This is a genomic window from Draconibacterium sp., assembly GCF_041583095.1.
In the GTDB taxonomy this organism is placed as follows: domain Bacteria; phylum Bacteroidota; class Bacteroidia; order Bacteroidales; family Prolixibacteraceae; genus Draconibacterium.
This window is the reverse complement of the sequence record NZ_JBFHGM010000150.1, coordinates 1-12266: the sequence shown is the minus strand read 5'-3', so window position 1 is coordinate 12266 and position 12266 is coordinate 1. Positions and strand designations below refer to the sequence as shown.

Here is a 12266-nt window from a genome sequence, read left to right as displayed (position 1 = left end):
TAAAAGGAATTCTAACTGAGGCGCATGCCAGGTTTCATTTTCAATTGACTTTTCTATTTGCGCCTTTGTTAATACTTCCCATTAACCCCGGGCGGCACTTTCCCTATGAATCGGGAGTTTGCCCGGGGCTGAATTAATACGGACTTTCAGCCCGATATTTTATTTGATTAAAAGAATAAGCGCTGAAAGTGCGTAATATTTTGAGCCCTGGGCAAAGTAATTCAACGAATTACGTCGCCCTGGGTCATGATGATATGATTTGAATCGTCCGGCGAAAGAAAATGATCGAAGCTAATTGGTACTCCCGGACGAAATTTAAATCAGAAAAAGATGTATAACGGGTAGTTTGAAAAAGAGAGGGAGAAGAGAGTGAGTAAAAAATAACAACAAAACAGAATAATCAGGAAAATTTTGCTTGCCGGCAAATAATTGTGAGAAATTGCTTTACCCTTTTGTCTGTTGACATTTTCCCTTAAAAAGGGAAAACAGCATTGAAGCAAACCGCAACACATTTGATAAAATGCAGCAACTTTAAAACATTAACTGCCTGCCCCATGCTATACACCTCATGTTAAATGCAATTTTTAATGTTGCTTTCAATCTTCTCGAGGATCTCACGTTTTTTAATTGGTTTTGCAATATAATCGTTACAGCCTGATTGAAATGCTTTTTCTCTGTCGCCCGACAAAGCATAGGCTGTTTGGGCGATGATAATTACATCCTTGTTAAACTCGCGTATTCTTTTTGTGGTTTCATGGCCGCTTATTCCCGGCATTTTCATGTCCATTAAAATAATATCAAAATCGGCCTGATTTTTACATTCTTTAATTGCTTTCTCGCCGTTATTGGCATGGGTAATTTTTTCAGCAATATCATATAATATGGTCTTAAGCACAATGGCAGAAGTTCTGTCGTCTTCAACAATCAGTATTTTGTATTTTCGTTTAAGCCCATTTTCGTTGTGTTCCTGCTTCGAATCCGGAGCACTATTTTTTACCACGTTCGAAACCGGTAAAGTGAAATAGAATTCAGTCCCCACTCCTTCTGTTGATTCCACCCATATTTTGCCATCAAGCATTTCAACATACGATTTTGCTATAGCCAGCCCCAAACCCGAGCCTTCAAAAGCTCTTTTATCTTTAATGTCGGCCTGCTCAAAACGGCTAAAAATAGCTTTCTGCCGATTTAAGGGAATACCTATTCCGGTGTCTTTAATACAAAATTCAATAAATCCGTTTTTTGTGATATGACTAACCGTTATACTTCCCTGCTCGGTAAATTTGATGGCATTTTTAATCAGGTTGGTAAGAATCGATTCAAATTTCGCCCTATCGGTGGTTACGAATATTTCGGCCCCGGGCGTTTTATTTTGATAGTTTAGCGTTAATCCCTTTTTTTGAGCCTGAACCTGAAAAAACGAGAGGATATCTTTTAATATTCCGCTTACACTAATTTCCGATTTTCTTACCTCCATAATACCGGCTTCAATTTTCGACATTTCTACAATATCGTTTACCGTATTCAGCATTCGCTCGCCACTTTGATGAATAGTCTGAATATATTTCTCCTTTGTTTCATCATTTAAATCAGGCTTTAAAAGCAAACTTGTAAATCCAAGAATACCATTCATCGGTGTTCTGATTTCGTGGCTCATATTGGCGAGAAATGCCGATTTCAGACGGTCACTTTCTTCGGCTTTTTCTTTGGCGGCTATAAGTTCATTTTGCGATTTTTTCATTTCACTTACATCAATGATAAAACCGTCATAACTTATGGTGTTTCCATTTTTATCTTTTATGGCTCGCGCAGTCATTAAAACCCATATGGCACTGCCGTCTTTTTTCCTGAATTTTATTTCAATATTTTTAATTTTTGAACTTTTCGCTGTATCGTATTTATTGATTAATTTTTCTCTTTCATCACCGGAAAAGTAGAAATCAGATATATTCATTGCAAGTAACTCATCAGCATCATCATAACCCAGAATGTTTGCCAACTCCTCATTTGCAAGGATAAAGTCGCCATTTCTTCGGGTTTTGTAAAAACCAATAGGTGCAAAATCAATGATATTCTGGTATTTTCTTTCGGAGATTTTACGTTGTGTAATGTCTCTCAAAACGACAAGAAAAGCCGGTTCGCCCTCAAAAACAACCGATACGGCTGATACTTCAACATCAATACAATTCCCGTTTTTAAACCTGGCACCCGATTCGTATTTTAATGGCTGATTTTCGCCGTTTTGATTTTTAAGCGACAGGGAATAAAGTGTATCTAACTCATTATGCTGTACAATTTCCGGAAACTTCACCCCAATTAGTTCCGATAAATTATAACCCGAAAACTCCAATAAATCCCGATTTGCATACTTAATTATCCCATTCTGTATTATAAAAATACTGTCGGTAGATAAATCAATCAATGCTTTTGTAATGTTTATATCGTTTTTCATCTTCCCTGTCAATAATTTAAATTCTGAACCAATTTTAAATCAGTGTCATAAAAGACCATGAGTTTAAAACTTTAATACCACAATTACAAGGATATAATTAATACTCGTGAACTTGCTGTTATTTTTTAATCGCATTTATGGCTTTGAATACAAAACTCATTCAATCTATCGTCTCGCAGCGTTATATACACGCGATAAAGGTAACCATACCGAATCAATTTCGGTTATTTTATCGTTTTCTGTTAGCAGGATTTAGTATTGTGTATCGCGCATTACATTTTCAACACACCAAAACGCTTACAAATTTAATGTTTCAGGAAGTTATGCATTAAAACTAATATCACCAGTTGTTAGCGCCAGAATATAAAAACAAAAAAACACCACCTCAAAATCATCGTATCCCGATAAATTTAAAAGTGGTGTGAATTATCAAAAATTACCCTTCTGATTGCACTAACATAATTACGGCAATTGCTATGCCGTGCGCCGAAAATGTTTTATTCACCTCGCAAAATTGCTGGTTTAACTTTTTCTTTAGTGATTGACTTCTATTTTTGAAAAGCGTTTAAAGACGATTGCGGACCACAAGGCGATTTTTATTACTAATATTCTTTTCCCGAAAACAAAACCGTAACTAAAACATTTAGTTTAAGCACAAAACTACCGGGTTACACAAAATGATATGCCGAAAATAATTTTTAGAAAAGATAAGCCTTATACAAATAAAGTTTTATCTACCTGGTTAAAATGCGTGATTTGCCTGCAGGAATAACCATTATAATCGGCATTTGCCGAATTTACAATAATCACCGCTCCTGCCCCGGAACGAATTGCCGCCTCAAGCCCGGCGTGCGAGTCTTCAAAAATCAATGTTTCATCCGCTTTTGTTCCAATGGCCGAAATGGCTTTGTTAAAAAGGTCGGGGTGCGGTTTTCCGCGCATTGTACCATCGTTGTAAATAATATGTTCGGGCCTGAAGTAGTTTAACAAAGGGAAATGCTGAATAAAAAAATCGACATTATTTTTTGCTGAAGCGGTTGCAATTGCCAGCGCTACACCTGATTCTGCCAAAAAATCAATCAGCTGCCCGGCACCGGGAGCCAGTTGCATACCATGCTCCAGGCACATGCTGCGGTAAATCACTTCCTTTTCTTCGGTGAGCCGGTGTACTTCGGCATCGTTGAGTTCGCGTTTAAACAAATATTCAAAAGTATCTTTGGCATTAATACCGTGAATGTATTTTTTCTTTTCCTCCTCGTTCAGGGTAAAACCATACTTTTCAAGAAAACGATCCCACGAGTCTTCCTGCAAATGCGTATCCCAAAACAAAGTTCCGTTAAAATCGAAAACTACTCCTTTTACTTTCATTGATAGATTATTTAGGGCTTATATGTTTTTTATAATTCTTCCTGAACTTTTAGAAATGCTTTTCCCAGCGTTTCGATAATATCGCCGGCCATTAACGAAAATTCCGATCGTTTTTTGGCGGCTATGTCTCCGGCCAGTCCATGCAGATAGACGCCAACCAGCGCTGCATCAAACGATGTCATTCCCTGAGCCAGCAATCCCAGAATTATTCCGGTAAGTACATCGCCGCTTCCGCCAGTTCCCATTCCCGAATTACCTGTTGAGTTCCAACAAAGCGTTCCATCGGGTGCCGCCACCGAAGTATGTGCTCCTTTTAACACCACCACACAATTGTATTTTTTGGCAAAAGCTATTTGTTGCTGAATGGCATCGTACGAATCTGTTGTTTCGCCCACCAAACGCCGAAACTCGCCCGGATGTGGTGTAAGCACCGAACCTTCGGGGATTTTCTCCAGCCAGGTTTTATTTTCAGCCAGAATATTCAGCGCATCGGCATCGATAACCATCGGCACTTTTGCCTGATCGAACAAGTCGCATAAGGCACGGCACGAATTTCGTTTCAGGCCCAGCCCCGGACCAACACCAATAGCCGCATAAGGCTCCAGGTTGGGAAAATCAGTAAACATCGAATCGTGCTGATCGATACTGGCCATTGCTTCGGGCACCGCAGTTTGAATGACCGGAAACCCCATGTGCGGGACGTGAGCGGTTAACAATCCTGCTCCGGCACGCAAACAGGCTTTTGAGGCCAGAACTGCCGCCCCCATTTTGCCATAACTTCCGGCAATAAGCAGTGCGTGCCCAAATGTTCCTTTATGATCGAATTTTGTTCGCATCGGCAAACGCGCTGCCACATCTTCCGCATCAGCAAAGTAATACGGCGATGGTGTTTCGCTGATTCCATCGGGATGCAAACCAATTGGCAACACTTCCCACTGCCCCACAAACTGTTCATTTTCCGGAAACAGGAAACTTATCTTCGGGAACTGCAACGTCAGGGTATAATCAGCACGAATAATATTCTCAAGAACATCTTCGGCATTGTTTTCCCCCATTAATCCACTGGGGATATCAACAGCCACTACCACATTCAGCAGCTGGTTAATGTATTGCACAAGTTGTGCCGGGAATCCTTCAAGACGCCGCGACAATCCCGAGCCAAACAAACCGTCAATCAGCACATCGGTTTCGTCAACCTGCGGAAAATCGTCTTCCGACCTTAGTTTGCTCAACTTTACTTTGCCCTGCTCTTCCAGGCGTTTGTAGTTGATAGCCAGCGATCCTTTTAAAGCTTTTCCAAAATCAAGCAGGTAAACTTCGCACTGGTAATCCAGATCGGCCAGCTGCCGGGCCATTGCCAGGGCATCGCCTCCGTTATTTCCTGGGCCGGCAAAAAACAGCAACCTCTCTTCGGTGGAAAACTGTTGAACAATCCAGTTGGTCATTTGCAGCGAAGCGCGTTCCATCAAATCAATGTCCGTAACGGGTTCATTTTCGATGGTAAACTTATCGATTGCTGCTATTTGTTTAGTTGTAAATAATTTCATTTTGAGAAAGCTGGAATTTATCGGTCAAAATATACTTTTTCGACCAGCAATATTTGTTTTCTCTAAATTATAAAAAACGTAAGTGATTTTAGGGTTTATAGACGACTTTCTTCCACGAAAAAAAAGAAGCTGAAGCTAGCAGTCAAATACAACTCATTCTTCCAATCAGCTCACCTCATTTATCCCCTCTACTTAAAATGCTCATTACAAACCTTAAAGCAATGAACCAGACCAATGTCAGGTTGTTAAAACTAAAAGATTTTTATATTTGCCCTCTTTCGTAAAACCGTGGCAAAAAGTAAAGTATGCAAGAAACAGAAGCACTTATTAAAAACGACGCAGTAGTATTAGGATTATTATTGGCATTGCTGGCCGCAATTTTCTATACCAGCAATTCTTCGAAACCCATTTTTAAGAAATTCTACAGTGTTATTCCGATGCTGTTGCTCTGTTATTTTTTACCTAGTTTGCTTACCACTTTTAATATTGTTGACGGCGAACACTCGCAGCTGTATTTTATGGCATCGCGTTATTTGTTGCCGGCAAGTTTGGTTTTACTAACGCTAAGTATTAATCTGAAAGAAGTGTTTAAGCTGGGAAGCAAAGCGCTGATTATGTTCCTTACCGGAACCGTTGGCGTTATTATTGGCGGACCACTTGCAATTTTAGCAGCGTCGGCCATTAATCCTGATCTGGTTGGAGGAGCAGGCCCCGATGCTGTATGGCGCGGAATGACCACCATTGCCGGAAGCTGGATTGGCGGTGGGGCCAACCAGGCGGCCATGTACGAAATTTTTAAACCATCGGATCATTTATATTCGATAATGATAACCGTTGATGTATTGGTAGCCGAAGTTTGGATGGCCATTTTGCTGATTGGTGTTGGAAAGGCAAAACAGATCGATAAACATTTTAAAGCCGACGCCAGCAGCGTTACCCAACTAAAAGATCACATGCATGAATTCAGTCAGCGAATAGCACGTATACCAAGTAGCACTGATATAATGGTTATTGCAGCCATCGGGCTTGGCGTTACCGGTTTTGCACATTTGGTTTCCGACTGGATCGCTCCTTACATCGAAATTCATGCTCCGGCATTAAACAAGTTTAGTTTAACCTCAAAATTCTTCTGGTTAATTATCCTTTCAACCACTATTGGAATTGGGTTGTCGTTTACAAAACTTCGGAATTACGAAGGAGCCGGTGCATCAAAAATAGGCACCATCTTTATTTATATTCTGGTGGCAACCATTGGTATGAAAATGGATGTTGGTAAGATCTTCGACAACCTTGGATTGTTTTTGGTTGGCGGAATCTGGATGGCTATTCACGTAATTCTGCTGTTAATTGTCGGGAAACTTATCCGTGCACCTTATTTCTTCCTTGCGGTTGGTAGTAAAGCCAATATCGGAGGTGCGGCAAGTGCCCCGGTTGTGGCGGCTGCTTTTCATCCGTCGCTGGCACCGGTTGGTGTTTTACTGGCCGTTTTAGGTTATGCGTTAGGAACCTACGGAGCGTGGATGTGCGGACTGCTAATGCAAGTAGCGGCACATTAACCTGTTCTGATTCACTATCAGAACAGGTTAAAAATTTCGCGGAGGGCAACAACAACGACAATGGCTACTAAAATGGCCAGCGAAACAATCATGGCATTTTGTACAAATCGGTTTCGCTTTTCGAGTTCTATAACTTTCGAAATTTTCCCAATTTTATTATACACCTTTTTAAGGGCAATATCGTTGTCTTTTATAATGTAATCGTAGGCGCCGTATTTTATCGAATTTACAGCCACTTCCATGTCTTCGTGCGAAGTGAGAAAAATAAACTCGGTACGTTCGCTGATTTTCTTTACTGCCTGCAAAACAGCAATTCCCGTAGTATCATTCAAATGATAATCCTCGATAACAATATCAGGACGCTCACCTTTGTTTACCGCCGCCAAACAATCCTCGGCATTATAAAACGATTTAACCCTTTTCATTCCTTGTCTCTGAAGAAATTCAACCACCAGTTTGTGGTATAGTTTGTTGTCTTCAACTACGAAAATCAGTAAATTCTTATTCACAACTGTTAGCTTTTTTGTGTATTTAACATTTAAATGTACGATTAATTATTCATTTTCAACGACTCCAATTCCCCCCGACGATTTACCAGAGTTCCATTCCACTGTTCCAAATTCTTTTGTACTTTAGCCCGAAATCAAAAAAAAGTTAGCATGAAAAACTATATTTTTCTTTCCCTCATCTTCATTCTAATTGGGGCTCAAACCCTTGTTGCGCAAGAAACAAAGTATGCCACCAACGAAAATATTCTGTACACGTCCGACGCCTCGGAATATGCACAGCAACGTTGCAAACTCGATATTTATTACCCGGAAAATAAAACTGATTTTACCACTGTGGTTTGGTTTCATGGTGGCGGAATAACAGGCGGAAATAAATTTATTCCCGAGAAATTAAAAGAACAGGGAATTGCAGTAGTGGCTGTAAACTATCGTTTGTCGCCAAAAGTTAAATGCCCGGTTTATATCGAGGATGCCGCAGCGGCAGTAGCCTGGACCTTTAAAAACATTGAAAAATATGGCGGTAGTAAAGACAAGATAGTTGTTAGCGGACATTCGGCCGGTGGCTACCTTACCAGCATGGTTGGTTTAGACAAACATTACCTTGCCGCACACGATATTAATGCCGACGATATTGCGATGCTAATTCCATTTAGTGGCCATACTGTTACGCATTTTACCGTTCGCGATGAAAGAGGAATTCCGGGAACACAAGCGATTGTTGATGAATATGCACCACTTTATTTCGTTCGCCCCGATGCTCCTCCCACAATATTTATTACCGGCGACCGTGAGCTGGAAATGCTGGGCCGTTACGAAGAGAATGCCTACATGTGGCGGATGATGAAAGTTGCCGGGCATAAAAACTGTAAGCTAATGGAACTCGACGGTTTTAACCATGGAGAAATGGCCTCGCCGGCACTGGAAGTTTTACTAAAAGAGATCAGAGTATTGGATAAACCTTAAGAGCACAAATAACATGAAAATGAGCTGTATTCTTGTTCTGTTTACGATTCTATTTTGCGAATTGAATCAGGCAGATGCGCGAAACCTAAATGGTTATTGGGTAGGGAAGGTGAATTTACCAACCTTAAAAATTACTACCTCGTTTCATATTTCGGAAGATGAAAGTGGAAAACAGATCATTACTCTTTCTGTTCTTGAAGACGGTACAAAAGACCTGCCGTGCGAACTGATAAAGGTCACAACCGACAGTATTATTATTTACACGCCCAAAAATGATCACACATATTCCGGTGTCTTTCAAAACGATACTACCATAAAAGGCGAATGGAGTAAAAACGGAATTAACACACCGTTGACTTTTGTAAAAACCGATGAAGCTCCCATCCTAAAACGACCGCAAATTCCACAACCACCCTTCCCCTACCTCATTGAGGATGTGGAGTACGTGAATATTGAGTCGGGGTATAAACTGGCAGGCACGTTAACCTGTCCGGATACTACTTCTCCTTGCCCGGCAGTGGTGATGATAACAGGATCAAGTGCTCAGGATCGTGACGAAACCATATACGGGCACAAACTTTTTTGGGTGGTTGCTGATTATTTTGCCCGTAATGGAATTGCGGTATTACGTGTTGACGATCGTGGAGTTGGCGGTTCCGAAGGAAATATCTCAACAGCTACCAGTAAAGATTTTGCAGGGGACGTACTTGCCGGTGTAGAATTACTTACAACAAGAAAAGAAATCGATCCTCAAAATATTGGTTTGATTGGGCACAGCGAAGGAGGATTGATTGCGCCGATTGCCGCCACAAGTTCTGATGACATTGCTTTTTTTATTATGATGGCTGGTCCGGGAACAACCGGCGAACAAATTCTGAAAGAGCAAAATTTACTGGCACTGGAAGCAGCGGGTTTGCCGGAATTTCAGATAAAACAAAGCGCGATGATTAATCAGCGTATTTTTGAAATCATAAAAACAGAGCCCGATTCCACAAAAACGCTTGAGCAACTACGAACCATCCTTTCGCAGGGATTTTATCCCGGCATGAACGACGAAATGAAAGCCGCAATTGATGCTAAAATTGCCGGTGTAAACAACAACTGGTTTCGCTATTTTTTAACCTACGATCCACAGCCTACACTCGAAAAAGTAACATGTCCGGTGTTGGCCATTAATGGGGCAAAAGACGTACAGGTGCCGGTATCGAATCTGGATTCAATAAAATCCGCCATAACGAGTGGAGGAAACACAAACGTTACCACCATTGCTTTTGGGAACCTGAACCATCTTTTCCAAAACTGCGACACCGGTTCAGCGACTGAGTATTCACAAATTGAAGAAACCATCGATCCGGAAGTTCTAACAACGATGAAAGACTGGATCGTGAAGCAAACTAAAAAATAAAATGCAATTGAACACCAAACGATTAGTTTTACGACCACTAACTTTAAATGATAAGCACGCTCTTTTAGCCTATCGTTCGGATTCAGAAGCAAACAAATACCAGGGCTGGATTCCGAAAACGATTGACGATGTAGAAACTTTTTTAGGGAAGTTATCTGCTGAATTTAATGTACCCGACACCTGGTTTCAGCTTGCAGTAGTTGAAAAACAAGATAACAAACTCATAGGCGACATCGGCATTCATTTTATCGACGAGCAACAAGTTGAGATAGGCTACACCATTGCCAAACAACACCAGGGGTTGGGGTTTGCCACCGAAGCGTCAAAAGCGGTTATCAACTACCTGTTTGGCGAATTGAAAAAACACCGGATTACCGCATCTGTCGATCCGGAGAATATTGCATCAGTAGCTCTACTCGAGAAACTTGGCTTTAGAAAAGAAGCACATTTTAAAGAAAGCCTCTTGATAAATGGCCAATGGGTTGATGATGTGATTTATGCGTTGTTGGCACGCGAATGGAAAAACCTGTAAATATAAATTCTTCAAAACCCGTTTTCACTTTAAAGATTCTACCTTTCAGCTGTTTGGGGCACATACCACCGGTTGTTTTTTAAATCAACTCCGCCATTCATTTCTTCCTGAACGACTTTATCGATGATCCAGATTCCTTTTAGTGCCATATTTTCAAAAGTATCTATTCCAACCTCTTCAAAACCGATTCTGGTTCGTTGAATGTCAAAACGGTTGGAGAACTTTCTGCCAAAAGCATTTTCAACTCCTTCTTTTCCAATCATAAACCCAATTAATCCGCCCCATGTGGCTGTAGGATTATCAGCATCCCAACCGCAGAGTGTTCCAATCTTTATCGTCTCCACCAAATCACCTTCGCCATAAAACAGGCTAACCAAACTTGCCGCAAAGTTAATTCCGGCAGCAAAACACGCATTACAATACAAATTCCGCGATGTCATATCATATCCATCGGCCTGGTCAAGCTGATACCGGGTATAAACCGAATCCCTGGCCTGCTCCCACGAAATACCTTCATTGTATTTTGATTTCACGTATTCATACATTTTGTGCGAATAAGACGTTTCGGGAAGTCGGTCTTTCGACTGTTCCGCCATCCAAAAGAGTTGTTCTTTCAAAGGCAAAGTCTTATCAACGGCAGAAGCCAGCGAAAACATCGACACATAAAATTCCGAAATCCACTCACTATTCTCACGTGCAGTATTCTGAATGGGCAGGCGTGCCAGATTCAGTGCAATATCGGGTCGTGCAGGAGCAAACAAACCAAAAATTTCGGTAGTTAACTGCGCATCAATCATTTCAAACTCGGGATTATTTTCAGGATCGCCAGTGGCAGGTGGAACCAATCCTTCTTTCATTAAATCGAAAGCCTTTTGGTTCGACACCCACAAATAGTTTTCCTCTTCGTGCCTGATATGCTCCAGCCAGCCCTCGCGAATTTGTTCGCCCGTTAAAACAGAAGTCTGATATTTTAATAAAAGTTCCTGGTAAATGTATTCGATATCCGTATCATCGTCAGCTCCCCAAACGCTATCAACATCAGCAAACACAAAATCAATTACCGGCGACAAATCACTCGGAATACCTTCTCCCCAAATACTTGGCTGATCAGGTTTACCCCAGTCGTTCCGGGTGTAAAAATCACCGGTTTTTATTTCGCCAATGTTTCCTATTTTATCCATTTCGGTAACTAAGCCTGTCCAGTTGGCAATGCAGGTACCCAACCAAAAGCCCTGAAGTTTTTTATAATAGTCTTCTCTGCTTATGGTTCTGTCAGTGCTTTTTGGAGTGTAGCTTTCATACACAAGATTTGGATTTTGTGTTATCTCTGATGTTTTAGCGCAACTGGTTGTAATTGCAAAAATGATAATTAATAACAAGACATACAGGGAAAAGTCGTTTTTCATTTTTTTATAAATATTATCCATCCTGGCGTTCTTGTGCAAGTTACTATTTTGAATATAATTTTTATAAAATCTGGCTTTTTCACCAATTGAAGTAGACACTCCACCTCAATTTTCGTCAGCGCCATCCATTTTGTTACCGATTCAAAATATTTGATGTTCGATTTTTGTATTTTGGAGCTTTCAAACGATTATGTCTACAAAAAAACGCATTCTGAATATTCTTTTCTGGTCGGTGGTATCGGCGGCCTTTATCGGGCCGGGAACAATTACAACCGCCGCCAAATCAGGTGCAGCTTTGGGAACTGATCTGCTTTGGGCCTTACTTTTTTCTACATTGGCCTGTTTACTTTTGCAGGAAGCAGCAGCACGTTTAACCATCACATCCGGGTTAAATCTGGGGCAGGCAATTGTACATCAGTTTGAAAAAAGTAAAGCCAAACTACCAATTCTGATTTTGGTTTTGGGAGCAATTGTTATTGGCGCAGCTGCTTACGAAATGGGTAATTTGCTGGGAGCTGTTGCCGGATTCAG

Annotated in this window: 10 protein-coding genes; 5 read left to right on the top strand and 5 right to left on the bottom strand. The window is 40.9% G+C overall.

The features are described from left to right. Positions 1-571: 571 nt before the first annotated feature. The 3 genes from ABZB17_RS14125 to ABZB17_RS14115 form a co-directional block, all read right to left on the bottom strand. Positions 572-2449, bottom strand: coding sequence for a PAS domain S-box protein (locus ABZB17_RS14125; RefSeq protein WP_372650983.1), 1878 nt, complete (start codon positions 2447-2449; stop codon positions 572-574). A gap of 714 nt (positions 2450-3163) precedes the next feature. Further along, a complete protein-coding gene (locus tag ABZB17_RS14120; RefSeq protein ID WP_372650982.1) occupies positions 3164-3817 on the bottom strand; it encodes an HAD family hydrolase in 654 nt (217 codons plus the stop codon). A 29-nt stretch (positions 3818-3846) separates the two neighbouring features. Then, positions 3847-5364 carry an NAD(P)H-hydrate dehydratase gene (locus tag ABZB17_RS14115; protein ID WP_372650981.1) on the bottom strand — a complete coding sequence of 506 codons (1518 nt, stop codon included), beginning with the start codon at positions 5362-5364 and terminating at the stop codon, positions 3847-3849. Between the two features lie 305 nt (positions 5365-5669). On the opposite strand from ABZB17_RS14115, the gene ABZB17_RS14110 reads away from it, so the two are divergent. Beyond that, positions 5670-6920, top strand: coding sequence for a DUF819 domain-containing protein (locus ABZB17_RS14110; protein WP_372650980.1), 1251 nt, complete (start codon positions 5670-5672; stop codon positions 6918-6920). A 17-nt stretch (positions 6921-6937) separates the two neighbouring features. Here the strand turns inward: ABZB17_RS14110 and ABZB17_RS14105 are convergent, their stop codons facing one another. After that, positions 6938-7429 carry a response regulator gene (locus ABZB17_RS14105; protein WP_372650979.1) on the bottom strand — a complete coding sequence of 164 codons (492 nt, stop codon included), beginning with the start codon at positions 7427-7429 and terminating at the stop codon, positions 6938-6940. A gap of 150 nt (positions 7430-7579) precedes the next feature. Here ABZB17_RS14105 and ABZB17_RS14100 point away from each other — a divergent pair, with 150 nt between their 5' ends. Genes ABZB17_RS14100 through ABZB17_RS14090 form a run of 3 tightly spaced genes read left to right on the top strand, consistent with a single transcriptional unit; the run spans position 7580 to position 10329 of the window. Next, the gene (locus ABZB17_RS14100) at positions 7580-8392 is read left to right on the top strand and encodes an alpha/beta hydrolase (protein ID WP_372650978.1); all 813 of its coding nucleotides are present in this window, start codon (positions 7580-7582) and stop codon (positions 8390-8392) included. 19 nt (positions 8393-8411) lie between these two features. Continuing rightward, positions 8412-9797 (top strand): alpha/beta hydrolase family protein, encoded by a 1386-nt coding sequence (locus ABZB17_RS14095; RefSeq protein ID WP_372650977.1) that lies wholly within the window; start codon positions 8412-8414, stop codon positions 9795-9797. A gap of 1 nt (position 9798) precedes the next feature. After that, a complete protein-coding gene (locus ABZB17_RS14090) occupies positions 9799-10329 on the top strand; it encodes a GNAT family N-acetyltransferase (protein ID WP_372650976.1) in 531 nt (176 codons plus the stop codon). 38 nt (positions 10330-10367) lie between these two features. Here the strand turns inward: ABZB17_RS14090 and ABZB17_RS14085 are convergent, their stop codons facing one another. Continuing rightward, complete coding sequence (locus ABZB17_RS14085) at positions 10368-11735, bottom strand: ADP-ribosylglycohydrolase family protein (RefSeq protein WP_372650975.1); 1368 nt, start codon at positions 11733-11735, stop codon at positions 10368-10370. A gap of 190 nt (positions 11736-11925) precedes the next feature. Here ABZB17_RS14085 and ABZB17_RS14080 point away from each other — a divergent pair. Continuing rightward, a partial coding sequence (locus tag ABZB17_RS14080; protein WP_372650974.1) for a divalent metal cation transporter occupies positions 11926-12266 on the top strand: 341 nt, incomplete at its 3' end.

Bases quoted from the DNA above. Each gene is read 5' to 3' on its own strand.
- ABZB17_RS14095 (WP_372650977.1), top strand. From the start codon at position 8,412: ATGAGCTGTATTCTTGTTCTGTTTACGATTCTATTTTGCGAATTGAAT.
- ABZB17_RS14085 (WP_372650975.1), bottom strand. From the start codon at position 11,735: ATGAAAAACGACTTTTCCCTGTATGTCTTGTTATTAATTATCATTTTT.
- ABZB17_RS14110 (WP_372650980.1), top strand. From the start codon at position 5,670: ATGCAAGAAACAGAAGCACTTATTAAAAACGACGCAGTAGTATTAGGA.
- ABZB17_RS14120 (WP_372650982.1), bottom strand. From the start codon at position 3,817: ATGAAAGTAAAAGGAGTAGTTTTCGATTTTAACGGAACTTTGTTTTGG.
- ABZB17_RS14125 (WP_372650983.1), bottom strand. From the start codon at position 2,449: ATGAAAAACGATATAAACATTACAAAAGCATTGATTGATTTATCTACC.
- ABZB17_RS14115 (WP_372650981.1), bottom strand. From the start codon at position 5,364: ATGAAATTATTTACAACTAAACAAATAGCAGCAATCGATAAGTTTACC.
- ABZB17_RS14100 (WP_372650978.1), top strand. From the start codon at position 7,580: ATGAAAAACTATATTTTTCTTTCCCTCATCTTCATTCTAATTGGGGCT.
- ABZB17_RS14090 (WP_372650976.1), top strand. From the start codon at position 9,799: ATGCAATTGAACACCAAACGATTAGTTTTACGACCACTAACTTTAAAT.